Below are 25,441 nucleotides of genomic sequence, written 5' to 3'. Positions count from 1 at the left end.
GCCGGTTCACGCCGGAAGCCGTGGCAAAGCGACCGCTGCAATGGTCTCCCGTACAATTCAGGGGCGTGTCATGGATGATGCATTGCGATTCAATCTTCTCGGTTCTTCGCCTCAGTTCGCCCATGTGCTGGCGCAGATCCGTCGCGTGGCGCGGTTCGACATCACGGTGCTGGTCAGTGGGGAAACCGGCACAGGCAAGGAACTCGCCGCTCATGCCGTGCATTATCTCGGCGACCGCGCCGGCGGCCCCTTCATCCCCATCAACTGCGGTGCGCTGTCCGAATCGCTGGTCGAGAGCGAGCTGTTCGGACACGAACGCGGCGCCTTCACCGACGCCCGTCAGGCCGCGCCGGGACTGATCAGCGAGGCTGACGGCGGAACGCTGTTTCTGGATGAAATCGACGCCTTGTCGTCCAAGGCGCAGGCGTCGCTGCTGCGTTTCCTGCAGGACGGTACCTACCGCCGAGTCGGCGGTACGCAGATGCGGCAGGCCGATGTGCGCCTGATCGCCGCCAGCAATGCGGATCTCGATGCGCTGGTCGAGTCGCGCCGTTTTCGACGCGATCTGCTGTATCGGCTCAAGGTCCTGCCGCTACACATGCCGCCGCTGCGCGAACGCGGGGAGGATGTCGTGGAGCTGGCGCAGACCTTTCTCGACCGCCTCAATCAACGCTACATCGACGACATGCCCGGCAAGCGGTTCCATCCGCGCACGATTGCGGCGCTGGCCCATCACGACTGGCCGGGCAATGTGCGCGAACTGGAGCATTTCGTGCAACGCGAGTTCCTGATGTGCGAGGACAGGGTGATTCACGCGATGCCCGACCATCACGCCAGCGATTCGCGCTCGCATGCCGCCGAACCTCGTTTCAATGGTGCTTTTCGTGAGGCCAAAGCCAGGGCCATCGCGGAATTCGAGCGCCGTTACGTGGCCAGCGCGATGAAGCGTGCCCACGGCAATATCTCCGAAGCCGCGCGTATGGCCGGCCAGGATCGCAGTGCGTTCAGCAAACTTGTGCGCAAATATAGGGAAAAGGCCGAACCCGCCGTGAGGCGGGAGAAGCATTCCGTCGATCCATGAGCCCAACAATGACAAGAGGAGCTTCTTCAGCTTCCGATCATGGCAAGCAAGTCACCACCCGAGACCGCAACCGGGGATGAGCGCATTCATGCAGTAGCCGATGCCATCGCATCCCATCTGCAGCGGCATCCACGCAGCGCGGATACCGTTCGAGGTATCCGTCAATGGTGGCTGCAAGCTGTTGCCGTGAATGCCTCCGATGCCGAGGTCGAGCAGGCGTTGTCCCTGCTGGAAGCAAAAGGCATCGTGGAGTCGTTGCATGTTGGACCGCAACGGCTCTGGCGTCGCCGTCGACACCGCTGACGAATACTTCGTTCGATTCACTTCCTGCGCAGAACTTCATGCCGTCCGGAATCGGAGCGGTGATGTACGACTGTGCCCGGGGAGCGAGCCGGGGCATTTTTCACACGCCGTGTAAAAACTGACACACCCCGCGCGAATGTCATACACAGGAAATACGGTAAGTCATGAAAGCGCATGCTCATGTGCTTTCACCTCGTGCGCGGCGATTCCCGCCATCTCGATGCTCATGTTTCGAGTGGGTGGAAAAGCACACGGCGGAAGTGGTTTTCCCAAAGGGAAATTTTGTAAAATCCAATGAAAACAATAAATTAAATAGTTGGCACGCATCTTGATAACAGTCATCGCACGGCTACATCGGGCGGCATTCGAACGAACGGAATCCGCAGCCTTCCACCAACCGAGGCGCGAACATGACTGTCGAGAGTATTCAGAAGAAGTTGTTGCGTGTGCGTCCGCCGCGCGTACGCATCACCTATGACGTGGAAACCGGCGGTGCCAGCGAGAAGGTCGAATTGCCCTTCATCGTCGGCATCTTCGCCGACCTGTCCGGAGAGCGGAGCGCGGATTCGTTGCCGGCGGTGAAGGATCGTCGCATGCGCGACATCGATGCGGAATCCTTTGACCGGATCCTGTCCGAGTGTGGACCGACGATCCGGCTGGATGGTCTTCCCGACCTGATCACCGGCGATGGCAAGAAGCTCAATGGGCCACTGACCTTCAACTGCCTGGCCGACTTCGAACCGTTGGCCGTGGTCAACAAGGTTCCCAATCTGCAGCAGCGCTACAAGGCGCGTGGCGATCTGCGCAGTTTGCAGTCGATGGCCGAATGCAACGATTCGCTGGCGAGCCTCCTCGATCAGACGATCCAGGATGCCGACGCGATGGGGGCGCTGAAAAAGCTGTTCCCGACCGACAACGCCGAGGACTGGGTCAAGGTCAATGTGGCGCCGTCCTCCGCGCCGGCGCAGGGGCCTGTCGAAGGCAAGGACGTGCCGGTCGCCCTGATGACGCAGTTGGTGGCGCAGATGGGTGATAGCGTCAAGACGGCCGAGGCTGCGAAGGATGCCGCCGACGCCGCGCAGGAAGCTGCCGAAAATGCCAAGCAGGCGGCCACGGACGCGGATGCCGCGCTGGAAACGGCCAAGAAGGCGGCCAAGGATGCCGCCGATGCGCTGGACAAGGCCGAAACGGCCGCCAGCAAGGCCACCGGCGATACGGCTATCGCCAACGCCAACAAGGCGTTGATCGAGGCGCGCAAGACCAAGGACGATGCCGACGCCGCGTTGCTGATGGCCCAGTCCAAGGCCGACGCCTCCGATGCCATGGCCGAACAGGCTACGCAGACCGCCAGCGATCGTCAGGAAGCATTCCTGTCCATCGACCCGCTGTCGCGTGCGCGCCGCCTGTCGGCCCGTCTCGCCCACGAGATCATCGTGCCGATGGAGAGCAAGGACCTGACGCACGTGGAGCTGGGCTGCAATGGCCTGATCGACGAACGCGTGGGCGGCATCGACGTGCAGATCGGTCACCAGCTCGACGTCATCATGCATGCGCCGAACTTCCAGAAGCAGGAAGCGACCTGGCGCGGGCTGTTCTATCTCGTGTCGCGCTCCGAGACCGGCACCATGCTCAAGCTGCGCGTGTTCAACGTCAGCAAGGACGATCTGCGCAAGGAGCTGGAGAAGGCGGCCGATTTCGATCAGAGCTGCATCTTCAAGATGATCTACGAGGCCGAGTTCGGCACCTACGGCGGCATGCCCTACAGCATGCTCGTGGGCGACTACGAATTCGGTCGTCTGCCGAACGACATGTCGCTGCTCAGCAACATGACGACCATTGCCGCGTCCGCGCATGCGCCGTTCGTCGCTGCGGCCGCGCCTTCGCTGTTCGGCCTGGACGGCTTCGACAAGCTGGCCAAACCGCGCGATCTGGCTCAGTTGTTCGAGTCACCGGAAATGCAGCAGTGGGTCGAGTTCCGCGGTACCGAGGACTCGCGCTATGTGGCGCTGACGCTGCCGCACGTGCTGCTGCGTCTGCCGTACGGCAAGGACTCGCGTCCGGCCGAAGGGCTGCACTACGAGGAAACCATCACCGGCAAGAACGGTCCGGAACACAACGCCTTCCTGTGGGGCAACGCCGCCTACGCACTGGCCGAGCGCATCACCAATGCGTTCGCGCTGTATCGCTGGACGGCGGCGATCCGCGGTGTCGAGGGCGGCGGCCTGGTCAGCGGTCTGCCGATCTTCACCTATCGCGATGACGCCGATCTGGTGAACATGATCTGCCCGACCGAGGTGTCCATCACCGACCGCCGCGAGAAGGAACTGAACGATCTCGGTTTCATCTCGCTGTGCAACTGCAAGGGCACCGGGCAGGCCGCGTTCTTCGGCGGTCAGACGGCCAACCAGCCGCGCCAGTACCTGACCAACGACGCCAACGCCAATGCGCGTCTGTCGGCGATGCTGCCGTACATGCTGGCCGCCTCGCGTTTCGCGCACTACATCAAGGTCCTCATGCGCAAGAAGGTCGGCGCATTCCTGACCCGCGGCAACGTCGAGGCGTATCTCAATACCTGGATCACGCAGTACGTGCTGCTGGACGACAACGCCTCGCAGGACGTCAAGGCCAGCTATCCGCTGCGCGCCGCACAGGTCAACGTGACCGACGTGCCCGGCGAACCCGGTTCGTACAAGGCGACGGTCTTCATCAAACCGCATTTCCAGCTCGAAGAGCTGACCACTTCGATCCGTCTCGTCGCCGACCTTCCCAAGGGCTGATCGCCTAGGCACCGGATCCCATACAAGGAGCGACCATGGACCTCATTCTCTTGCAACCCGGCGACCCGTCGATCTTCGGCGGCAAGAACAGCTGGGACAACGGCGGCAGCCTGATCGACGATGAGTGGCGCGACAAGGTGCTCAAGCTCGGTCAGTGCATGGAGCTGGTCTCCGTGCACCACGGCATGAAGCAGCAGATCACCACCGACGTCAGCAATTCCGCGCGCACGTCCGGCCGGCCCATCATCACCGAGTTCACCTGCGTGAAGTACGTCGACAAGACCTCGGTGAAGATGTACGAGGCGTGCCTGGCGGCGAAGACGCTCGGTTCCGGGGCGAAGAACCCGACCAAGATCTACATCGCCCGCAACTCGGGCGAGAGCACTGCCAACATCATGACCATCGAACTGCGTGACGCGATCATCAGCGAGATCCAGTTCCAGTCCAACGCGGACGACATGCCGACCGAGCAGTTCAAGCTCAACTTCACCGAAGTGCTGTGGACCTACACGGTCCAGCGCGCCGACATGAAGTCGGCCGGCAATCTGTCGGCAGGCTGGAGTATCTCGCGCAATCGTCCGATCGGTCAGTTCACCTCCTGAAGCCGTCGCCGCGTGCCGGCGAAGGGAAGTCCGCGATGCAGTTTCTGCTCGAAAAGCTGGTCAACCGGGATGAACCCGGCATGGGCAAGGCGCCGCCGTTCGAGCTCGCTGCGGCGGTGGCGGAGCAGATCCAGCGTCTGGTGCAGTGCCGCCCTAGCGTCGCTTCCGGCGACATCCGCATCGATGACTTCGGCATGCCCAGCATCGTCGAATTCGGCGTCGGAAGCAGCGACCGCGAGCGTTACGGTCGCTGGCTGATACGTGCGATCGCCCATTACGAGCCGCGTTTGCTGGAACCCCGGTTGGAGTGGGTCGAAGGCGATCGCGACTCGTTGACGGCGGCGTTGAAGATCCACGGTCGGCTGCCTGGCGAGAGCACGGCACGCGAGTTCCGCTTTGCCGTGCCCCGGGCGGAGCAGCGTCGATGAATCTGGACACGCCGCGCCTGAAAATGTGGTTCGAGAGCGAGCTGGCTTCGCTGCGCGACGAGGCGGACGAGTTCGGCCGTTCGTTCCCGGCCATCGCCCAGAACCTTCAGCTCAGCAACGGACGCAGCGGCGACCCGCATGTCGAGATGCTGATGCAGTCCTTTGCCTGGTTGACCGGCCGTCTGCGCTATCAGCTCGAAGCCGATCAAGCCGTGTTGCCGAACGCCTTGCTCGGCATCCTGTATCCGCATCTCGAGGCACCCTTGCCGGCCATGCTGCTCGGCGAGATCGACGTACGTGCCGACGGTGCGAATTTCGTGCACGGCGCAGCGCTGGAGCGGGGGCGGCTGGTGTCCGCGACGGCGACCTCCGAGGATGGCCAGCAGATTCGCTGCCGGTTCCGCACCTGCTTTCATACTCCGCTGTGGCCACTCAAGATCATGCAGCTGGGCACGGTCGCGACCAATGCCTTCGCGCTCGATCCTTCCGACACGCGCACGGCTTCGGTGCTCCGGGCGAAGGTGCGCGCCTTCGGCAAGGACAGTCTGCAGGCCCTGAAACCGCCATTCCTGCGTTTCTGCATCCATGCCGAGAACAAGCATGCGTACCGTCTCTACGATGCGCTGGCGCTGCATCTGGTGCGCATGGCCGTCCGTATTCCGGGGCAGGAAGAGCTGCGCTACATCGAACCCGAACATCTGCGCTGGTGCGGTTTCGACGAGGACCAGGCTGTGCTCGACGCCCACCCGTTGACGCATCCGGGCTATCGGCTGGTGCAGGAGTACTTCGCGTTTCCGCAGAAGTTCATGTTCTTCGAGGTCGACGGGCTCGACCTGAGCGGTGGCGACAAGGAATTCGAACTGCTGTTCCTGCTCGATCTGCCGCCGATGAAGGCGGCGATGGACGCTTCACTGCTTCGCCTGAACTGCTTGCCGCTGGTCAATCTGTTTCCACAACGCCTCGAACCGTTCGTGCTGGACCAGCAGAAATACGAATACCGGCTGATCGGCGACGAGCAGCATCATCGCTTCTGCGAGATCTACGCGCTACGCGAGCTGGTGTCGATCCTGCCCGGCAAGAGTCCTCGGCCGATTGCGCCGTACTTCTCGATGGACGAGGCGGCGAATCTGGAAAGTCAGGATTATTTCTATGCCTCGCGGCGCGGCATCAACCAGACCGGCGCCGTGCACGGCACGGAGACCTACATCTCGTTCCTCGATCCCGACTTCGCGCCGGCGCACCCGGCGGAGGAAATGATCGGCGGCACCGCGGTGTGCACCAACCGCAGACTGCCGTCGCGCTTGCGCGCCGGAAAACTGCTGTACCTGGAGGGCGCGGGCGCGGTGTCTTCGCTGACTGTGGCCAGCAAGCCGACGCCGAACCAGCCGCCGCAGATGATCGGCGATCGGCCGTGGGCGCTGGTTTCCCAGTTGTGTCTGAACCATCTGTCGCTGGTCGACAGCGACAACGGCCCCGAGGCGCTCAAGAACCTGCTGCGCTTGCATGTGGGCTCGGCCAGCGTCGACGGCCATCGCCAGATCGACGGCATGCGCGGGCTGCAGACCCGACGGGTGCAACGCGCCATGCCGAAGGGGGCAACCGTGCGCGGTTTCACCGATTGCCTGCAGATCCGCCTACAGGTCGACTTGGGGCATTTCGAGGGCGCCAGCGCCGCGCTCTTCGCATCCGTGCTGCGGCACTTCATGGCGCTCTACGCGGAGGTCAACACCGTCGTTGAACTGATTCTGGAATCGACCACCCATCGAGGGGAACTGAAGATATGGCCTCCACTGACTGGCGCACAGGCGAACCTCTAGCCGCGCGCCTGCAGGCGCGGCCGGCGAGTTTCGACTTCTTCCAATGGGTACGACTGGCGTCGTGGCCCGATGCGGACAGCGATGCAGCCACGCGCGAGCAGGGCGCTTCGCGCGTGCATCCGAATCTTCGGTTCCGAGGCGAATTGTCATCGGCATTCCCGGGCAGCGAGATTTCGGCGGGTCGCATGCGCATACCGCGGCGCATGATCGGCGAGAAACGCCGCAAGGAACTGTTCGTCTCCAATTTCACCGTGCTCGGCATGCTCGGTCCGATGCCCGACAGTTTCACCGAATGGGTACGTGAACGACTCAACGAGCGCGACGCCGGCATGGCGGAGTTTCTCGATATCTTCAACCACCGCATCAGCACGCTGCGCTACGAACTGAAAGCGTCCAGCGTGCCCGCTTTCGATGCGCTGCGTCCGGAGCGCACACGCTATGCGGCGGCGGTCGGCGCCCTCATGGGGCTGGTCGCATTCGATGGCGCTGCCGCCCGCATTCTGGACCAGCGAGTGCCCCTGCCGCGGCGTTCGCTGCTGGCGCTGGCCGGTCTGCTTTCGAGCGGACGGCGCAGCGCGGCCACGGCGGCCCGCGTGCTGACGCTGTACCTCGGCGCTCCGGTTCGGGTGCGTTCGCTGCTGGGCGGATGGCGCGACATCGAAACCCGCGACCGTACGCGGCTCGGACACCGTCGTCTTGCCGATCCGGCGCCGCTGGGGCGTCGAGTATGGGTCCAGCATGCGCGTGTGGGCATGGATATCGGTCCGCTCGACTACCGGGCGCTGTGCGCCTTGCTTGCCGACCGTGCACCGAAAGGCCTGGATCAGCGCAGTGACACCTTCGGACGCAATCACGGTTCGCTGGTGGCCATGCTGCACTATCTTTTCGATCGTCGTGTCGACGTCCTGGTTACGGTCTCGCTGCACGACATGCACTTGCCTGAGGCGATACTGCGTCTGCCGCGCGGACGCGCCGAAAGCCACGGCCTGCGTCTGGGTCAAACGGCCTGGTTGCGTGGAACACCACGCGCCTCGCGCAAAGTGCAGTTCCTGGTGCGCGCCGACGGCGACAGGGCGGTGGCCGCATGAGTCCGCGCAGCGAGCACAAGGTCGGTGTGACCCATGTCGATACGGTCGGCCATGCCGGCGAACCGGATTCGCCGCTGCTGTGGCTGCATTGCGCCATCGCCATGCCGGGCAATCGCTGGCTGGGGGACGAAACTTTCCGGCTGATCGACTTCAAGGGGCAGGAGAGCATCTCCCAGCCCTTCGAGTACCAGTTGGAGCTGCGCGGCAACACGAATCCGTCCGCGCCGCTGGAACTGGACTTCAGTGCGCTGATGGGTCGACCCATCACGGTCGGCATCAACGATGCGATCAAGAGCGACCGACCCGATGCCGCCGCGCGATTCGTGCAGGCGGTGAAGCAGGGTAGTGCGCCGGGCATGAACGTCTTCAACGGTGTGGTGACGTCGTTCTCCATGGCGCAGCCCGCGGTCTACAAGATCACCATGAAGCCGGCGCTGTGGAAGCTGACGCTGACCAACAACTACCGCGTATATCCGCAGATGAGCGTGCACGACGCCATCGAGCAGCTGATGCGCCGTCACTACCTGGACTATTCGCTGGAGGACATCTCCGGGCAGAACAATCTCGCGGTGGCCCGCGTGCAGGACTGGTTGCAGTCGGGCGAGAGCGACTACGCCTTCCTGCAGCGCCTGATGAGCAAGGCGCACATCTTCTACTACTTCAAGCACTACGGGGACCGGCACGTGGTCGTGTTCTCGAACCGTGCGGTGTATCCCCAGGCATTCGGCGACCGGCCGCTGCGCTACACCTACACGTCGATCGACGATCTGGGTCGTCATTTCAACGATGTGGTCTACCAGTACAGCTACGAGCAGTCGCTGGCCAGCAGCGGCGTCAGCGGCGGTTTCGTGCACCAGGAAAGCGCCTCCGAGGAGGACACGGTCGCCGATTACCAGACCTTCTCGTCGCAGATGCCGGCCGATCCCGGCGAGCTGCCGTTCAACCAGTACCGGACCTACGAATACGGCTTCAGCAACGACAGCGCACAGGAATACGTGAAGAACACCGCGTCGTGCCTGGCGTCGTCGGCGAGCCAGCTCAACGGCGGCAGCATGTGCTGGCATTTCCGCGTCGGTCACCGCTTCACCCTGCGCGGCGACATGGACGAGGGCACCTCGCCGCGTCCGGTTCGGCCGACGCTGGAGAACCGGCAGTTCGTGCTCAGTCAGGTGCAGCATTCGGCGTCCAGCCAGGGCAGCTACACCAACACATTCGAGGCGACCGAGGCGGAAGGGCTGCTCAGTCCGTTCTCGGTCCAGGATACCCAGCAGGGTGCGATCATCGCCCGCGTGGTCGATGTGGAAGGGCAGCGTCCGCAGGACTGGCGTTTCTATGAACCGCAGAACTTCGACCCGGAGTCGGCGCGCCTGCGCGACACCCAGGCCTCGCCGACGGATCTGATGACCAAGGGCGTCTACGTGCAGTTCTCCAGTCCCGGTTCGCCTGGCGATCCGGTCTGGGTGAAACTGGCGCCGCACATGCAGACCGTGCCGGAAATCGGCGTCATGGTGCTGGTTTCCCGCGCCAATGACGAATCCGAGCTGCCCGAGGTACAGAGCATCGTGCAGGCCAACGGTTCGCTGGTGGTCACGCCTTCCGGCTGGACCGCGAACACGAACGTGGGCAGCAGCTACTCGACCAGCTACGGCGACAACCAGAGCATCCGCTTCGGCCTGCATTCGGACTACGACCTGGACAAGGCGGTCAATATCGTCACGTCCAAGTACGACACCGGCGACTATCGCGACACCAGTTATTCGCAGGGTGGAAGCTACAGCTACTCCACGTCCGAGAACGGCAAGGACGGCCTGCTGAGCCGGTCCGATTCCTTCGGTTGTACCTACAGCACGCACGAGGGCGCCGAGGTGTGGAGCAAGAGCACCGTCGGCAAGACGACCTCGTACTCGACCGTGACCGGTGACAGCTACAGCGAGGACATTTCGCAGGGCACGGCGACGCGCAAGTCGACCCAGAACATCGTGGTCGGCACGTCCACCACGGCGATGCAGACCAACATGTCCGCGACCGGCATGAACAGCTCGACCGAAACCGTCGGCGTGACCACCAGCGCCTCCGCGATCGGAGTCAGCACCGGCATGTCGATGACCGGCGTCGCGCTGCAATCGTCGGTGACCGGCGTGCGCACCGAGAGCTCGTTGACCGGCATGGTCACCAGCGCCTCGCTGACCGGCATGAGCAGTTCGGTTTCGGCGACCGGCTCGACGGAAGCCGTGTCGGTGACCGGCAGCGCGATCGACACGCGCGTCACGGGGTCGAGCATCACGACCTCGGTCACTGGCAGCAACATTCAGACCAACGTCACCGGCTCCAGCGTCGATACCAGCGTGGTCGGTGCGTCCACGCGTCTGAACGTCGTCGGCGAAAGCACCGGCATCTCGGTCACCGGCTCCAGCACCGAGATCGGCGTGTCTGGCTCGGAGACCCACATCGGCGTGAAGGGCGATACCACGTCCGTGGAAATCGTCGGCGGCGGCATCGCTTTGAACGTGGCCGCGGCCCGCATGGCCGTGGACATCACCGGGATCAGCATCTCCATCCCGATCACGTACATCTACGTATGAGGCGCGCATGAAGATAGTCAAACCCATGACGCTCGGCCTGATGCACCGCCCGTACCGGTGGCGCGGACGCGACCGCCTGCTCACGGCGACCCTGCAGTTCTTCCAGCTGGGCGGGCGCGCGGAAAGCCTGCTGCGCGACAACCTGCAATGGCGCAAGCTCATCGATCAGCTTCCGATGGGTCGGCCGCTCGATGAATTGATGCCCAAGCAGCGCGGCGAAGTGTTGCTGACCGGGCAGGCGCATGCGGCGCATGGGTTGGCCACCACCGAAATGACGGTGCGGCTGACGCTGGGCGAGATCGACAAGTCCGTGCGCGTCATCGGCGACCGGGAATGGATGTACGGCATGCTGCCACTTTTGCAGATCACGCCGCCCGCGCCTTTCACCAGCATGCCGCTGCGTTGGGAGAACGCGTTCGGTGGCGATCGGCATCCGGGCAATCCGAAGGGGCGCGGATACCTTCCCAAACGACTCGCCGCGCTGGTCGGCCGCAACCACGGAAGCATGCCGAATCTGGAGCGCGTCGGTGAGCCGGTGCGCAATCATCGGCGTGTCTACGAGCCCGCCGGGTTCGGCCCGCTGGACGTGAGCTGGATGCCGCGTCGGCAATGGATCGGCACCTACGACAAACAGTGGCATGCCAAGGGATTCCCTGGACTGGCCGACGATACCGATCCCGAATTCTTCAATGCCGCGCCGCTCGACCAGCGTATCGAGGGCCTGTTCCAGGGCGGGGAAAGCTATCGGCTCGAAGGCATGCATCCGCAGCATCCGGTGATCGAGGGATGTCTGCCCGACATGCGTCCGCGTGTGTTCCTCCACCGCAAGGGCGCCGCGGCCGATGTGGTCGAAGAAGTGCCGCTGCGCTTCGATACCGTCTGGTTCTTTCCGGAAGTCGAGCTCGGCGTGGCGATTCACCGCGGCGAGGCGATGACCCAGGATTCCATGGCGCTCGACATCGACGCGCTCATGTGTGCCTACGAGCATCAGTCCGACGCACCGCGCCCCGTTCAGCACTATGGCGAAACGCTCGCCGTGCGCATGAACCGGGATACGCTCGCGCGGCACGTATTCAACGAGTCCCAGCTCACGCCCGACCTCGATGCCGCCACACAGGCCCGGCACGCGCACGAAGAGGAACAGGAGCGTGCGAAGAAGCGGCGTGCACGGGAGACGCGCGAGGCGGACATGCGCGCCGAATTCGAGGCGCACGGAGGATTGCCGCCTGCTGAGGCACCGCAGGAAGAGGAGGATCCGGTCTCCATTCAGACACCTTCGGCAGCAGCGTTGAAGCGTGGCGATTTCGACTTGGGTCCGCTTCTGGACAGCGCGCAACAGGCGGCCGAGCAGGCGCGCCAGAAGGCCCAGGCGCGGCGCGAGGAGGCGCTGGCGAAATTCGGCGAACTGCCGGAAGCCGCACCGCCCACCGCGATGAACGAAGCCGAGGCCCTCGACCTGGCGCAGCACGGCGATGTCGCGCTGGGCATGTTGTCCGAAATCGGCGACACGCAGCCATCGCCGCCGCCTATCGCACAACTCGAGGATCTCCAGCGCAAGGCGCGTCTGGCCGCGCCTACACCCACGGCGCCGGTGCGGCCCCTGACGTCCGCCGCCGCCACGGCGATCGGACAATGGATCGTGCAGCGCGTGCGCGAGGGCGAGTCTCTGCGCGGATGCGATCTGGCCGGCGCCAATCTGCGCGGCGCGATTCTGTCCGGCGCCGATCTCAGCGGAGCATTGCTGGAATCCTCCGACCTCAGCGGAGCGCGACTGGAAGGTGCGAACTTCAGCGAGGTGGCGTTGACCGGCGCGTGCCTGGACGCAGCCGACTGCACCAGCGCGATGTTCGACGGCGCCAACCTGGCGCGAACCAGAGCGCGTCGCACTGTGTTCCGAAGCGCCAGCTTCAAGGGCACCCAATCCGCCGAATCGGACTGGCAGGACGCCGATCTCAGTGGTGCGCACATGGATCAGTGGACGGCGTCCAACATCAACCTGGTTCGTGCCGACCTGCGCGGCACCCGGCTCAGCGACTGTGTACTGCTGCATGCACGCGGGCAGGGCAGCCACTGGGAGCACTCGCACTGGGAGAGAACGGTCGCGCTGGGTTCGGATTTCAACGCCAGCGACTGGAGCGAGGCCGCGCTGGAGCGCAGCGTGCTGATGGAATGCCTGCTCACTGACAGTCGCTGGTCCGGAGCCCGGTTGATCCGGGTCCAGGCCGGTGGCGGCGCCGACTGGAGTCGTGCCGACCTGCAGCGCGTCGATGCCGACCGCAGCAGCTGGCGCGATGCCACGTTGCTCGATGTCGATCTCACCGATGGTGAATTCCGGCAGTGCGATTTCAGTGGCGCCAATCTGGCTGGGTCCACGCTCCAACGCTCGCTGTTCTACCGTTCGCTGTTCATGGGCAGCGATCTCGGCAGCGCGCGGGCCGAGGCCGCGGACTTCTATCAGGCCATGTGCCGACGCGCGGATTTCCGCGACGCGGATTTGCACGGCGCCAACTTCATGCAGGCCGATTGCACCGAGGCGCACTTCGATCACGCCTGTCTGGACGAAGTGCGTCTGGAGCCGGGGCGGAGGTTGCCGCGATGACGAGTTGGGAAGACATCGCCCGTCTGCAGCGCATGGGCAAGCCTCTGCACGACGTCGACCTGGGCGAACTCGACGGAAGCGGCCGGCACATCGACGGACTCGTGCTGAGCAAGGTGCGCTGGCGCAACGCGCGTCTGCGCGGTGCGACGCTGAATCGAGTGACCTTCATCGACTGCGATCTCGAAGGTGCCGATTTCGAGGCGGCGAACCTGGAAAGCTGCAGCTTCACGAAAACCCGGCTGGGCGGTTCTTCCTGGTCGAAGGTGAAGGTTGCGCAGAGCGCCTTCACTGCATGCGCACTGCCCGCCAGCACCTGGTCGAAGGCGGAGTGGTCGGTCAGCGTCGCCACCCGCAGCGACCTGCAGCGCAGCGACTGGAGTGCGGCGACGATGCATCGAAGCGTGTTCGCCCAATGCGAACTCGATCAGGCCGCATTCCGAGGCGCGATACTGGACCAGTCGGTGCTGCCGGATGTCGATTTCCGCAGCCTTGACATCCTGGGTCTGCACGCGAAGGCCTGCGTGCTGAAGCAGGCCCGTTTCGACGGCATGGACCTGCGTTCGGTGTCGCTGGAGCGCTGCCTGCTGGAAAGCGCATCCTTCGTCGGCAGCGATCTTCGCGGCACGATTCTGCGCGAGGCGAATCTGCGCAAGGCGCACCTCGCACAGTGCAGGGCCGAAGGCGCCGATCTGAGCCGCGCGTTGCTGCTGGAATCCGTGCTCGAGGATGTCGACGCCCGCGATCTGTGCGCACCCAACGTGATCTTCCAGGGCGCGGAGCTGCGCCATGTACGCCTGGACGGCGCGAAGCTCTCCGCCAGCAACTGGGACGAAAGCCGTCTGCAGGATATCGATTTCACCGGCGCCGATCTCACCTACGCGCGATTCGAGCATGCCCGCGGCGAGCGCGTCGCCTTCGATCACACCGATTTTCGTCACGGCAACCTTCACGACGCACGTCTCGCCGATGCGTCGTTCGAGGATGCCCGATGTACCGGCCTCCGCGGCACCTCGGCACAACGCCTGGCCGTCGAAGCCCGATCCCTCTCACTGGAGATGCACTGATGTTCGCCACCCAACGACGCCGATTCACTCGTGCGCAACAAGCACCCGAATGGTCCGAGGCCGTAGTCCGCGAAGCGCTGGACGGCGGCATCTGGTTGATGCAGGACGGACGCAGCGCACGGCAGGCCGTGTCCTGCCTGATCACGCCGCAGCCCGGCGACGTAGTCCTGCTGGTTCGCACCGCCGAAGGCCGCTACCACGTGCTGCATGTGCTCGATCGCGAGGAACGTGAGGAGGTGGTGATGGCCGTGCCCGGCGCGCAGCGTCTGTCGATCCGCCAGCCGGACGTGGACGTGACCGCCGAGAAGACCATCTCCATGCGCGCCGCCGACACGGTCGACATCACGGCTGCGCGCGGTCCGCTTTCGCTCAATGCGCGCAACGTGTTTACCAGCGCGGCCGAGTCCCTGGTGCAGACGGCCAGCCACTACGTCGGTCAGGTCGAGCATTTCCTGGTTACTGCACGGCAACTGCTGCGCATCGACAGCGAGCAGGCCCTGATCACCGCGCGGCAGGATGCCAAGATCGACGCCGAGCGCGTCAGTCTGGGGTGATCGGAAGATGTTCGCGAACACCAACCTCGGCGTGATGAGCCTCGCTTTCCCGGACGTCTGCAATGTCCCGATCGCGGGCGTGCCGACGCCGACGCCGTTCCCGAATATCTCGCTGTCGTTCATGGACATCCCGGTGCAGTTCGAGATCATCATCGGCGGGGGGCTGGGCGAGAACCTGCTGACCATCAGCAGCATGACGCAGGGCGACGAAGCCGGCCTGCAGGGTGGCATCGAGTCGGTCATGTTCATGGGGCCGGGGCGCACGCTGCTGGGCAGTTTCACGGTGTATGTGGGAGGCATTCCGTGTTCGCACCTCTTCGACCTGACCGGCCAGAACGGCATGCTGCCGAACGCCGAGGGTACGTCGCTGACGCCGGCGCAGATTTCCGTTCTGGTGTTCAGCTGATGCGCCGCCGTATCGCCATCGTCACGTTCACGCTGATGGTTCTGACCGGACTGTCCGGCTGCAGTTTCCTGTCCAAGCTGGTGCCGTGGGGCGGCAAGACCGCGGCGGTGAAGGACATGCGCGTGGTCGCGGTGCCGGACGCGAATGCCGATTCGGCCACGGCACTCGATCTGGTGTTCATCTACGACAAGACGGCCATGGCGCTGATACCGAAGACATCCCCGGACTGGTTCAAGAAGAAGGCCAGCCTGCGCAATGGTCTCGGCACGTCCGCCGACGTCGTGTCCCTGCAGGTCACGCCGGCCTCGATGGTCGATGCCGTCAAGCTTCCCAAGCGGCACGGCAAGGCCGTCGCCGTCTATGCCTTCGCCGGTTACCTGAGTCCGTCGGGGCAGGGACGCATCGACCTGACCGGATACAAGCACCCCACGATCTGGCTGGAAGCGTCGGCCGTCCACGTTAGCGAACCCTGAGGTAGAACCATGTCCGCCGCCGACTCCACGCAATTGCTTCCCGAGGCCGTCTCCTGGACGGAGGGCATGCTGCTCTCGCCGCAGCACTTCCAGCAGAACGATATCTACTGGCACGCCACGCTGCGCCAGCGCCTGGCTGCCGTGCAACCGAACTTCTGGGGCATCCAGGAGTTGGCGCTGGACATGACCGAACTGGTCAAGGGCAGGGTGGTCGTCGAGCGTTTGCGCGCGGTGATGGGCGATGGCCTGGTGATCGATTACCCCGGTCACTATGCCCCGCAGCCGCTGATGCTCGATCTGTCCAAGCACGACTGGACCGGCGCGCCGAATGTCTCCGTGCACCTGCGGATTCCGGTCCGCGGAAGGGGCGCGGCCAGCAACATCGGCGACATGCAGCGCTACACCACCGAGCCGGGTGCGCTGGAAGCGGACGAAAGCAATGTGCAGGACGAGATCAATGTCGACCGGCTGCGTCCGCGCATCGGACTGTACGCCGGCGACAGCGTACCCAAGAGCTACTGCTCGTTTCCGCTGCTGCGACTGCGCGGCGACACACGAGGCGTGCATCTGACCGATTTCCACCCGCCCATGCTCGATCTGGCCGCGAGTGCATTCCAGGGCGATGTGTCGCTGCGCAATCTACTGGACAATCTGTCGGCCAGATTGTGGGCCAAATACCGCGAACTGCTCGGGGTGCGTATCGGCGAACAGCCGCGCTACGGCGAGGACAGCGTCGCACAGGTCTACGCCGCGCGTTGCCTGGCGATGGCCTTGCCGGCCTTCGATGTGGCGCTGAAGTCCGGAGTCGCGCATCCGTACGAGTTGTACGTGGCGCTTGCGCAATTGGTCGGCTTTGTCGCGGCCACGCCCAGTGCGCCGCAACCGCCGGCCTTGCCCGGTTACGTGCACAACGACTGCATGCCGGCGTTCCAGCAGGCCATCCGCTACATCACGACCCAGATCGACCAGCTCAATGCGGACTACCGGGTACTCGAATTCGAGCCGGTCGGCCGTTCGGGCTTCCGTTGCCGTTTGCCGGCGGGCACGCGTACCGACTCGCTGTTCATCGAACTGCGTCCCCGTTCCGGCCAGACCGGTCCGGCGCTGGGCAACTGGTTGCGCAACGCGCGCATCGCCGCGCATGAAATGCTGCAGACGCTGCTCCGCCGACGCTTCCCCGGTGCCGGCGTGCGCGAGGCCGACGCCACCAGGATCGCTGCGCTGAATCTGCGTCCGGGATCGTTCGTGTTCGAGATCCGCAATGCCAACATCGAACTCGACGAGGGCAAGACCCGACGTCTGATCGTGGACGATGACGAACTCGTGATCCTCGGCGAACCCGGCGACGAAGTGCCGGCGTCGATTCTCCTGTATCTGCCACGCACGCGCGAAGCCATGCCGGCGGCGCCATCGAGTGGAGACGGTTGATCGATGTTGATGAGGCGATCCGACCGGAATTTCCTGCTCGAGCATTTCTCGGCGTTCTACGAGGAACTCGCGCGGATCAAACAGGCTGCACGCAGTCAGGAACTGACGCGCCTGCTCGAACCGGATACGCCGCATGCGGAAATCGATCCGCACGTGATGGCCGAGCGCGTCGCCGCGCGGCTGCTGGCCGTGATGGATGCGCAGATGCATGAAGTTCGCGGCACCGCCACGGGTGCGGAAATGGATGCCTATCGGCGCACCCGCTACGTGATGGCAGCGCTGGCTGACGAGATCTGCATCTTCGATCTGTCGCGTCCCGGAACCAACGACTGGACCGCGCACTGGACCGAACATCTCATCGAATACTCGATCGCACGCAGCCGCATTGCCGGCCGCCAGTTCTTCGCGCTGGCCAAGGCGCTGGTGGAATGCCGTGCGCCTTCCGTGCTGGAAGCGAATCTGGCGGCCGTCTTTCTGCTGGCCCTGCAGCTCGGTTTCCAGGGCATGTACCGCGGTCCGGAAGGTCGCAATGTCCTGCGTGCCTACCGCAGCCGGCTGTACAAGCTTGCCCGCCTGGGCGACATCGGAAAGCAGCGCGAGCATGCCTTCCCGCAGGCCTACGACTATGCGGTGCAAGTGGATGAGTCGAGCGTGCAGATTCGACCGGCGCTGTCGCCGTGGCTGCGAGCGGCCGCCTATGTCACCGTCGGCTACCTGCTGGTGTCCTCGGCCATCTGGCTCACGTTGACCTGGTCGGTGGTGAACACTCTGGGTGGTGCGCCATGAGCACGTTGTTCATCGTGAGCTTGGTCGTCGCGGTCGTTGCACTGGCACTGATCGTGGTCCTGATGTGGCGGGCACGGCGCGCCAAGCGCCCGCCGAAACCTTCGGTCGCACCGCAGCCCAAGCAGAGCAGATGGAAAAGTCTGTTCGATGCCTTGCGGCGGCGTTTTGCCGTGATCGAGCGTGCCGTTCGCTATGTGCTGGCGCGCCGTGACTGGCGCTATCGCAGCCCGTGGCTGCTGCTGATGGGACTGCCGGGCGATGGCAAGAGCAGTGTGGCCGCATCCATTCCACCAGCGATGCTGCATCGAAAGACCCGCAGCGATAGCCGCCAAGAAGCCTACCTGAAGTCCTGCACGCCCTACGCACACTGGCACTTCCTCGATCAGGGCATGCTGCTTGACCCGGAAAGCGGCGTGAGTCTGCCGCCCGGCAATACCGAGGTGGATGCCCGCTGGAACAGCCTGCTCGAAGACATCGACAGCCTGCGCCCGGACCGCGCGCTGGACGGCATCGTGTGGGTCGTTTCGGCCGAGCGCCTTCTGCGCGGCGACGATGCGGCCTTGACGGAGGACGCCGCACACGCGTTCCGGCGCATCCAGGAAGTGCAGGAAGCCTTCGCCTTTGCGCTTCCGGTCTATGTCGTGGTCAGCCACAGCGATGCCGTGCAGGGATTCGATGCGTTCTGGAAGGCGCAGCCGGAGGCATTGCGCGCGGAGATGATCGGCTGGTCGAGTCCCACCATCAACGACAACGGCACGCCCGATGCCTGGGTCGAAGAAGCCTTCGGCAAGCTCTCGCGCGGACTGCGCGATCTGGTGCTCGATGCTGCCGCCAGTCACGATCACATCGACGACGTCGACGATTTCTTCCTGTTCCCGCGTGCGATGGGCGGATTGCAGTCGGCATTGCAGCGCTATCTGGGCATTGTCTTCAAGCCCAACAGCTACGAGACACGCGCATTCTGCCGCGGCATCTATTTCACGGGCGCCATCCGTGCGGAGAACGTCAAATCCGACTCCCCGCGTCGTGACATCGCTTTCGTCGAAGGTTTCCTCCGCGACAAGGTCTTCGCCGAACGGCGTCTGGCCCAGCGTACCCAGCGTGGCTTCTTTGCCCGCAATCGCCTGATCCGCCGCATCCAGGTCGGCATGGTCGCCGCAGCCCTGTTGCTGGCAGCGGCATTGCCCTGGTCGACATGGCGGCTCCATGCGCAGGTCGACGCTTTGCGCAGTGCGCTGGTCGACATCCATCTCAGCGCCAAGGCGCAGCATGAGGGGTGCCTGGGCCGCGATCATGTATACGGATTGATTGCCCAGGTGGCACAGCTGGACACGCATATCGGGCGTGTGGCGATCCCGTTGTCCTGGGTCGATGATCGCGTGAGTGACGGCGTGGCACGGGAAGTGTCCTCGAAGACGCTGGGGTCCGTGGTCTTTCCGGCGCTCGCATGCCAGCTCCGGCAGCGCATGCTGGAACTGTCGCGCACCACCCTGACCACGAAGAACGGGAACAGCACGCCGGGGCAGGACTTCGATGCCGAGCGCGGACAGCTGACGCAGATGCTCAACGCGCTGTCGACGCTGGAAACCAATCTCGACCGCCTGGCCCGACTGTCCGAACCCGGCTTGCGGAGCCGGCGCAAGGCAGAGTTGCAGGAATTGTCGGCACTGGCTCTGTACGTATACGGAAAACCCTTGCCGGCCGTGGCGATGCGTCCGCGGAGTGCGTTGACGACGGCCCTGGCCGAAACCACCTACGGCAATGCGCCGCATCTTTCGTCGCAGCAGCGCGACAGCTACACGAAGCGCATCGATTCGATGGTGCGGCAAGTACGCGACGACCTGCTCGATGACGTCGATTCCGGACCGCGCTTGCTTGGCAGGCTGCAGGCGACACGCGCACCGATCCTGGACCCGCTGCGCAACTTCAACGACTGGCTGGACTGGATCAACAGTTCATGGCTGACGTCGACCGCCTACGACAACCCGTGCGAACGCACCCGGCGCGCCATCACGCCCGGTATCGAACAGCTGATCGGCATTCATCACTACGATGACTCCCTGCGCAATGCGCTGAGCTATCTGAACGAAAAGTCGTGCTACCAGCCTGCCGTGGACAGTCTGCGTCAGGCGCATCTCGCACCCTACGGTTCCCTGTTCGTGGTCGATGCGGCCACCGAGCAGCTGCAGGGCATCAGCCCGGGGTTCCAGCGTGAGGCAACAGGATTGAAGGCACTCGCCACACTGGGGTTTGCGCAAGTCAAAACACTGCAACCCTTCAGTTGCGACGGCTCGGTCAGCGGCTGGAAGTCGGGCACCTTCACCGAAGTGCTGACGCAATTGCGCGACTACCAGAATTTCATCGCTGCACAGCTGCCGCCGAGCGGGCAGAGCGGAAGCGACGACACACCGCTCTATCAGCGTCTGGCACTGACCCAACTGGATGCGGTGGCCGAGAGCGATATCGCACAGAACCAGCTCGGCGCACCGGATACGCAAGATGCGGCGGGACTGGACGCGACCTCGCAACTGGATCGGGAACTCGCCGCCGAGAGTAATCATCTGTCCACGGCACTGGGACCGATCCTGCAGGCACAGCAGCAGCTTCGACAGTTGCAGCTGACGCCGCTGGCGAATCGCGTCGGCCAGTGCATGCGCAACTACGCTTCGGATCGTCTGGCTGACGTGTCGGGTCTGGCCGTCGCCAGCCAGCTCTACGATCCGCCGGTCCAGTCCGCCGACGACAGCAGCAACAGCGTGTTCGACCTCGGCCCGCCGGCCGTGGTGCAATCCTATCTGAGTCGTCAGCTGGAGCGCGTGCAGGTACTGGCCGGCTATGCCGCTCCGTTCGTGACGTTGCTGAAGAACTCCACCGGCACCAACGACAGCCAACGCAAGAACGACCAGACCGATGCGTTCTGGGGCAACACTATCGATGCGCTCAACAGCGCGGTGCAGTTTTCCGATCCGGCAGGTCAGACGGCCAAGCTCGATGATTTCTTCGTCAAGCAGTTGCAGCCGATGACCTACGACAACTGCGCCGCCACGCTGGCCGCCTACAAGGGTTCGACGCTCGGCAACGACCTGTTCTCCAAACGCCGCGAGGCGATGGAGAAGGTCGCGAGCATGGCCTGCACTGGACACGGGCAGTCCAGCATGGATCTGCATTACTACCGTATCGCCATGCTGTTCAACAGTCAGATCGCCGGACGCTATCCATTCGGCGCAGCGGGTACGCACGATGTCTCACTGAGCAATGTCCGCGCGTTCTTCGTCTACTACGACAGCGAGAAACCGGAGCTGGAGACCTGGCTGAAGACAGCTCAGGGCGACAAGGCCGCGAAGATGCGCGACTTCGTCGCAAAGCTTGATGCCGTGGAGTCCTTCCTCGCGGGCAACCTGCTGGCCAAACCGCAGCCGAAGCCGCTCGATCTGGGAGTCGGTTTCCGGGCCATGCCACAGAAATCGCCGTACAGCGACCAGTTGATCGCCTGGAATCTGAGCTCGGATGGCAGCGCGGCGACGTGGCCGAATGGCGACAGCACGCTTCCATGGAACTACGGGCAATCGCTCACACTGTCGCTGCAGTGGGCAACGGGTTCACGCTTCATGCCGTTGCCGGACGCGAGCCAGCGCGATCTCCAGGTCAGCGGCGACGACGCCTTGTTCAGCGCCAGCGGTCCCTGGGCGCTGCTGCATCTACTCGATCTGCATCACGCCAGTAGTGTGACTACGGACAGCATGAATCCGGGACGGCAATGGCTGCAGTTCAACGTGCCCATGATCCACCGGGACAGCACCGGCAAATCGTCCGCTTCGGCATCCACCACGTCGCCGCAGCGTGCCACGTTCTACCTGACCCTGGACCTCAGCGCCCAGGACCCGAAGACCAAGAAACCCACCTCGCTCGATCTACCCGTGTTTCCGCAGAACGCGCCGGTTCTCTGGTGAGCCGTTCAGCGATGAGGATCCGACCATGAATCAGCCCGCACATGCCACGCCATCGCCCTCGACATCGGACGCAGTTGCTTCACCCGCTCATGATGCCCGGGTTTGCGATTATTTCGTGCGGCACCTCGGCGAGGACGCCGCACGTCTTCTTGATACCATCGATGGTTCGCATCCGGCCGGACAGAATCTGCGCGGTACCCCCACAATGCGTGCGATCGAGGAGGCGCGGCGCAGCGATGATCCGACCCTGCCCATGGGGCCGTGGGCGGTGGAGCTCAAGCATGCCAACTGGCCGAGCGTGTCGAAGCGCATCGTCGATGCACTGTGCACACGCAGCAAGGATCTACGACTGACCGCCTGGCTTCTGGAAGCCGAAATCCATCAACGCGGATTCGCCGCCCTCGCGCCATGCATCGACCTGATGCGCGAAGTCTGTATCCGCTGGTGGGACGACCTTCACCCGCATCCTCTGGACGGCGACCAGGAACCGCGCGCCAACATCGTGCGCTGGGTCAACGACAAGCTGCTAGCCACGCTGTCACTGGTGCCGCTCGTGCAGATCGACGAACACGTCGCCAGCTGGTCGGGCTGGGAACTCGCGCATCACCATGAGCGTATTCGTGCCGCCAACGGCTCCTTGCCCGAGGAAGCCGAAGAGGTCGCTTCGCTGGAAGATCTGCAGGCGCTGCTGGCCCAGGTGTCGCCCACGCTGCTGCGCAGTCGCCATGCCGAGATCGCCGGTGCACGCGAGGCGATCGCCGCGCTGGATGCCGCCTTACGCGAGTTCATGCACGACGACGCACCGACGTTGCACAAGATGGACGGACTGCTGGCTCGCATGCAATCGCTGTTGCGCGGAGAACTGTCCCGTCGTCACGAACCGCTGGAAGAACCCGAGGCTACGCCAATCGCGAACATGGATGAAGCCGAGGTCGAGACTTCGGTTGTACGCGCCGAGAAGGCAGACGACAGCCATCCCGCCACCGGTGCACGACGGACGACCGGCAACCGCGAACAGGCCTATCGAGAACTGGCTGGCATCGCCGAGTACTTGATGCAGATCGAGCCGCACAGTCCGGTGCCGTATCTTCTGCAGCGAGCCATCGATTGGGGCCGCCTCGACGCGGCCAGCCTGTACCACGAGCTGTTCCTGAAGGCCGGCGGGCAAGTCAGTATTTTCGAGCTGATGGGCCTGGCCGGCACCGAGGCGGTCGACGAGGAAGGAGAGGGCAGCGATGGCTGACATCTGCCTCGCGGAGCGCTCGATTCATCCCGTCGACACCGGCCCTGACGAGGGGGCGTTTCGCGCACCGGGGCAGGTGGCGCATTTCCTGCCTCACGTATCGGCGCGGCCGCCGGTCCCCGAACAACGCGGTGCTCGTCTCGTTGCGCTGCGCGAACAGCTGCACGACATGCCGGAGTTGCTCGAGGCGAAATGGCATGCCGACCTGCGAGGGCATCTGTTCGCGCATGCATGCGCATGCGATGACTGGCCGCTGGTCGCTCACCTGGGCTTCGTGATGGACGCGTTCGGAGAACTCTCCCCCGATGCACTCTGCCGAGTCGCCGAAGCATGCTGGCGCATGGGAGACATTGCATCGACCGTCGATCTTCTACGGCGGGTTCTCCTGCAGACGCCACGACATCGGCAAGCGGTGCTCCTCTCCGATGGCCTGCATGCCTGGTTCCAGGCCAGCCGTCGGGCAGGGCGCGATATCGTCATCGACGACGACACGCTGAGTCTGCAGCCGCTAGAGCACCATCACGTCGACGACTTCCGCTGGCACTACGCGGACCCGGGCATGATCGACCTGTGTTGTCTGCCCGATTTCGTCGATGACGACGACTGGCACGACTGGCTCGATGAAATCCATCAGGAGGGCGACCAGGCGCTATTCGGCATATGGCATCGCTACTGGGGATTCATGGGCTGCGTGAGTCTGATTTTCAGCGGTGACCTTGGGCTTTTCTATTATTGGATCGGTCGTGACTTTCGTGGCGCCGGTCACGGCCCTCGGGCCGCTCAGTTACTTCTAGAACACGCCCGGACAGAGTGGGGCATGCGCGCATGCTACGCCAAGGTGTACGCGCACAATCATCCCTCGCTGCGCGCTCTGGCCAAGATCGGATTCGTGCACACCGGTATACCGATCTTGCGCGCCGGCGCCGCACCGGAACATCTCGTGCGCTGGCCGGAAGCCGATGGCGTGTTCGACGAGGAAGCCTGGTCGTTTCTGCAGAAGATCGACGCGACGACTCAGGTGCTCAGTCTGGCTGCCGGAAACGAAGCCCTATCACACTGCCGTCATGCGTTCCGTCGCGGCGTTGTCATGCCCGCAGGCGGTTCGCTGAGCGAGATGCTCGGAGTGGATTGCCATGTTCAGTAGTTCACGCAAGCGAAAATTCAGCGAGATCAGTTCATCACCATCGACCATCTCCAAAATGAGAAGCCTGGAGCCGCCCAGAAAACGACGAAAGCTCAACCCGAAGCCGAAATCGAAACCATTCAACTTCAAAAGCCTGGATCTGAAGCAGACCGTCAACGAGTCCGGTCTCTGGCACATGGACTCGACGCAGCTCGGACTCCTCGACAAACAGCGTCCGACATTCCTCAGCACCACCAGCCCCAAGAGCAGCGATATCCGCATCACGTCGTCCACGGGGTTCAATCAGCAATGGGGCAACAGCGCGGACGAGAACGTGCGCACCCAGTTGCAACGCGATCAGCGCAAGCACATGACGCGTGACGAGGCCGAGACGGTTTTCAATCAGCGCAGCCAGCAATCCGCATTGGTCTGGAAGACCGGGTCGGAGACTCTGACCCAGTACGGGGATGAATCGGATACGTCCGAGCCGATTTCCGCGCATACCCCCGGCGTGAAGCACGAAGTCATCGGGGGCACCAAGGGCGCGATGACCAAGGAGCATGGCCGTCGCGACATGCGCCGGCAGTCCATCGTCAAGACGACGCTCGATGACGAGGATCGAGGCCCCCATGACACGGCCATCATGTCCAGACTGGCAACGATCCAGTTGATGCAATCACCGAAAGAGGAGCTGCAGACCGTCAAATCGCAGGTGCTCTCCTCGAAGAAACCGATTTTTTCGCAGTTCACGGACATCAGTCAGATCTCCGGCAAGACCAACGGCGCCAAGTTCGACAGCTTTACCGATCGGCTTCAGGTGATTCGCGAAACAGACAAGATGCATGTGGCGAAATCGTTACTGGTCCGCGGTCTCGACGAGTTGGTGCCAGACACCCACAAGACCTTGCTGAACCAGTCGGAAGGAAGCGTTCCCGGTGCGATGAAATTGCTTCACAAGCAGAGCATCAGCTCCAAGCCGAGCATCCCATTCAATACCAAGACGAAATCGGATACGGAGCGGCTCGACCGACGGGGAAGGAGCCTGCATCGAATGAAGAAAATAGATCGACCGCTCAGCCCACCCCGAAAGGTTTCCTCGTCGGGATTCGAATTCTGATCCCTAGTTGGATCGGTTGC

19 protein-coding genes are annotated in these 25,441 nt (G+C 63.7%); 18 read left to right on the top strand and 1 reads right to left on the bottom strand.

Features of this window, described 5'->3' with window-relative positions; genetic code table 11:
• The first annotated feature begins 70 nt into the window (after window positions 1-70).
• The gene (locus HF690_RS14635) at window positions 71-1,081 is read left to right on the top strand and encodes a sigma-54 interaction domain-containing protein (RefSeq protein WP_113064916.1); all 1,011 of its coding nucleotides are present in this window, start codon (window positions 71-73) and stop codon (window positions 1,079-1,081) included.
• Window positions 1,082-1,132: 51 nt separating this feature from the next.
• Here HF690_RS14635 and HF690_RS14630 read toward each other — a convergent pair whose 3' ends face one another.
• Window positions 1,133-1,342, bottom strand: coding sequence for a hypothetical protein (locus tag HF690_RS14630; RefSeq protein ID WP_168609979.1), 210 nt, complete (start codon window positions 1,340-1,342; stop codon window positions 1,133-1,135).
• Between the two features lie 452 nt (window positions 1,343-1,794).
• On the opposite strand from HF690_RS14630, the gene tssC reads away from it, so the two are divergent.
• The 17 genes from tssC (at window position 1,795) to HF690_RS14545 (ending at window position 25,421) form a co-directional block, all read left to right on the top strand.
• Window positions 1,795-4,161, top strand: a complete 2,367-nt coding sequence (tssC, locus tag HF690_RS14625) for a type VI secretion system contractile sheath large subunit (RefSeq protein WP_168609978.1) — start codon at window positions 1,795-1,797, stop codon at window positions 4,159-4,161.
• Window positions 4,162-4,196: 35 nt separating this feature from the next.
• Window positions 4,197-4,763: an Hcp family type VI secretion system effector gene (locus tag HF690_RS14620; protein ID WP_113064919.1), complete on the top strand. Its 567-nt coding sequence runs from the start codon at window positions 4,197-4,199 to the stop codon at window positions 4,761-4,763.
• A 35-nt stretch (window positions 4,764-4,798) separates the two neighbouring features.
• Window positions 4,799-5,191 carry a GPW/gp25 family protein gene (locus tag HF690_RS14615; protein WP_168609977.1) on the top strand — a complete coding sequence of 131 codons (393 nt, stop codon included), beginning with the start codon at window positions 4,799-4,801 and terminating at the stop codon, window positions 5,189-5,191.
• Window positions 5,188-7,008 (top strand): type VI secretion system baseplate subunit TssF, encoded by a 1,821-nt coding sequence (gene tssF, locus HF690_RS14610; RefSeq protein WP_168609976.1) that lies wholly within the window; start codon window positions 5,188-5,190, stop codon window positions 7,006-7,008. Before HF690_RS14615 ends, tssF begins: the two co-directional genes overlap by 4 nt.
• Complete coding sequence (gene tssG, locus HF690_RS14605; RefSeq protein WP_168609975.1) at window positions 6,972-8,096, top strand: type VI secretion system baseplate subunit TssG; 1,125 nt, start codon at window positions 6,972-6,974, stop codon at window positions 8,094-8,096. Before tssF ends, tssG begins: the two co-directional genes overlap by 37 nt.
• Window positions 8,093-10,678, top strand: coding sequence for a contractile injection system protein, VgrG/Pvc8 family (locus tag HF690_RS14600; protein ID WP_168609974.1), 2,586 nt, complete (start codon window positions 8,093-8,095; stop codon window positions 10,676-10,678). Before tssG ends, HF690_RS14600 begins: the two co-directional genes overlap by 4 nt.
• 7 nt (window positions 10,679-10,685) lie before the next feature.
• Window positions 10,686-13,277 carry a DUF2169 family type VI secretion system accessory protein gene (locus tag HF690_RS14595; RefSeq protein ID WP_168609973.1) on the top strand — a complete coding sequence of 864 codons (2,592 nt, stop codon included), beginning with the start codon at window positions 10,686-10,688 and terminating at the stop codon, window positions 13,275-13,277.
• On the top strand, window positions 13,274-14,341 hold the full coding sequence (locus tag HF690_RS14590) for a pentapeptide repeat-containing protein (RefSeq protein ID WP_168609972.1): 1,068 nt from the start codon (window positions 13,274-13,276) through the stop codon (window positions 14,339-14,341). Before HF690_RS14595 ends, HF690_RS14590 begins: the two co-directional genes overlap by 4 nt.
• Window positions 14,341-14,895, top strand: coding sequence for a DUF3540 domain-containing protein (locus HF690_RS14585; protein ID WP_168184698.1), 555 nt, complete (start codon window positions 14,341-14,343; stop codon window positions 14,893-14,895). Before HF690_RS14590 ends, HF690_RS14585 begins: the two co-directional genes overlap by 1 nt.
• Window positions 14,896-14,902: 7 nt before the next feature.
• A complete protein-coding gene (locus HF690_RS14580) occupies window positions 14,903-15,301 on the top strand; it encodes a DUF4150 domain-containing protein (protein WP_113064927.1) in 399 nt (132 codons plus the stop codon).
• Window positions 15,301-15,774: a hypothetical protein gene (locus HF690_RS14575; protein ID WP_168609971.1), complete on the top strand. Its 474-nt coding sequence runs from the start codon at window positions 15,301-15,303 to the stop codon at window positions 15,772-15,774. Before HF690_RS14580 ends, HF690_RS14575 begins: the two co-directional genes overlap by 1 nt.
• Window positions 15,775-15,783: 9 nt before the next feature.
• A complete protein-coding gene (tssK, locus tag HF690_RS14570; protein WP_168609970.1) occupies window positions 15,784-17,202 on the top strand; it encodes a type VI secretion system baseplate subunit TssK in 1,419 nt (472 codons plus the stop codon).
• Between the two features lie 9 nt (window positions 17,203-17,211).
• Window positions 17,212-17,988: a DotU family type IV/VI secretion system protein gene (locus HF690_RS14565; protein ID WP_168184699.1), complete on the top strand. Its 777-nt coding sequence runs from the start codon at window positions 17,212-17,214 to the stop codon at window positions 17,986-17,988.
• Window positions 17,985-21,938, top strand: a complete 3,954-nt coding sequence (locus tag HF690_RS14560) for a type VI secretion system protein (protein WP_168609969.1) — start codon at window positions 17,985-17,987, stop codon at window positions 21,936-21,938. The genes HF690_RS14565 and HF690_RS14560 overlap by 4 nt, the downstream gene beginning before the upstream one ends.
• 25 nt (window positions 21,939-21,963) lie before the next feature.
• Window positions 21,964-23,181, top strand: a complete 1,218-nt coding sequence (gene tssA, locus HF690_RS14555; RefSeq protein ID WP_168609968.1) for a type VI secretion system protein TssA — start codon at window positions 21,964-21,966, stop codon at window positions 23,179-23,181.
• 76 nt (window positions 23,182-23,257) lie between these two features.
• Window positions 23,258-24,325: a GNAT family N-acetyltransferase gene (locus tag HF690_RS14550; protein WP_205300847.1), complete on the top strand. Its 1,068-nt coding sequence runs from the start codon at window positions 23,258-23,260 to the stop codon at window positions 24,323-24,325.
• A complete protein-coding gene (locus HF690_RS14545) occupies window positions 24,315-25,421 on the top strand; it encodes a hypothetical protein (RefSeq protein WP_168609966.1) in 1,107 nt (368 codons plus the stop codon). The genes HF690_RS14550 and HF690_RS14545 overlap by 11 nt, the downstream gene beginning before the upstream one ends.
• Window positions 25,422-25,441: the final 20 nt, after the last annotated feature.

The organism is Oleiagrimonas citrea (assembly GCF_012395255.1).
Taxonomy (GTDB): domain Bacteria; phylum Pseudomonadota; class Gammaproteobacteria; order Xanthomonadales; family Rhodanobacteraceae; genus Oleiagrimonas; species Oleiagrimonas citrea.
Note: the sequence above shows the minus strand (reverse complement) of the source record. Positions and strands in the feature narration are given on the sequence as shown.

Bases quoted from the DNA above. Each gene is read 5' to 3' on its own strand.
- HF690_RS14545 (WP_168609966.1), top strand. From the start codon at position 24,315: ATGTTCAGTAGTTCACGCAAGCGAAAATTCAGCGAGATCAGTTCATCA.
- HF690_RS14575 (WP_168609971.1), top strand. From the start codon at position 15,301: ATGCGCCGCCGTATCGCCATCGTCACGTTCACGCTGATGGTTCTGACC.
- HF690_RS14560 (WP_168609969.1), top strand. From the start codon at position 17,985: ATGAGCACGTTGTTCATCGTGAGCTTGGTCGTCGCGGTCGTTGCACTG.
- HF690_RS14580 (WP_113064927.1), top strand. From the start codon at position 14,903: ATGTTCGCGAACACCAACCTCGGCGTGATGAGCCTCGCTTTCCCGGAC.
- tssG (WP_168609975.1), top strand. From the start codon at position 6,972: ATGGCCTCCACTGACTGGCGCACAGGCGAACCTCTAGCCGCGCGCCTG.
- HF690_RS14635 (WP_113064916.1), top strand. From the start codon at position 71: ATGGATGATGCATTGCGATTCAATCTTCTCGGTTCTTCGCCTCAGTTC.
- HF690_RS14620 (WP_113064919.1), top strand. From the start codon at position 4,197: ATGGACCTCATTCTCTTGCAACCCGGCGACCCGTCGATCTTCGGCGGC.
- HF690_RS14595 (WP_168609973.1), top strand. From the start codon at position 10,686: ATGAAGATAGTCAAACCCATGACGCTCGGCCTGATGCACCGCCCGTAC.
- HF690_RS14565 (WP_168184699.1), top strand. From the start codon at position 17,212: ATGAGGCGATCCGACCGGAATTTCCTGCTCGAGCATTTCTCGGCGTTC.
- HF690_RS14600 (WP_168609974.1), top strand. From the start codon at position 8,093: ATGAGTCCGCGCAGCGAGCACAAGGTCGGTGTGACCCATGTCGATACG.
- tssF (WP_168609976.1), top strand. From the start codon at position 5,188: ATGAATCTGGACACGCCGCGCCTGAAAATGTGGTTCGAGAGCGAGCTG.
- tssC (WP_168609978.1), top strand. From the start codon at position 1,795: ATGACTGTCGAGAGTATTCAGAAGAAGTTGTTGCGTGTGCGTCCGCCG.
- tssK (WP_168609970.1), top strand. From the start codon at position 15,784: ATGTCCGCCGCCGACTCCACGCAATTGCTTCCCGAGGCCGTCTCCTGG.
- tssA (WP_168609968.1), top strand. From the start codon at position 21,964: ATGAATCAGCCCGCACATGCCACGCCATCGCCCTCGACATCGGACGCA.
- HF690_RS14590 (WP_168609972.1), top strand. From the start codon at position 13,274: ATGACGAGTTGGGAAGACATCGCCCGTCTGCAGCGCATGGGCAAGCCT.
- HF690_RS14630 (WP_168609979.1), bottom strand. From the start codon at position 1,342: ATGCAACGACTCCACGATGCCTTTTGCTTCCAGCAGGGACAACGCCTG.
- HF690_RS14615 (WP_168609977.1), top strand. From the start codon at position 4,799: ATGCAGTTTCTGCTCGAAAAGCTGGTCAACCGGGATGAACCCGGCATG.
- HF690_RS14585 (WP_168184698.1), top strand. From the start codon at position 14,341: ATGTTCGCCACCCAACGACGCCGATTCACTCGTGCGCAACAAGCACCC.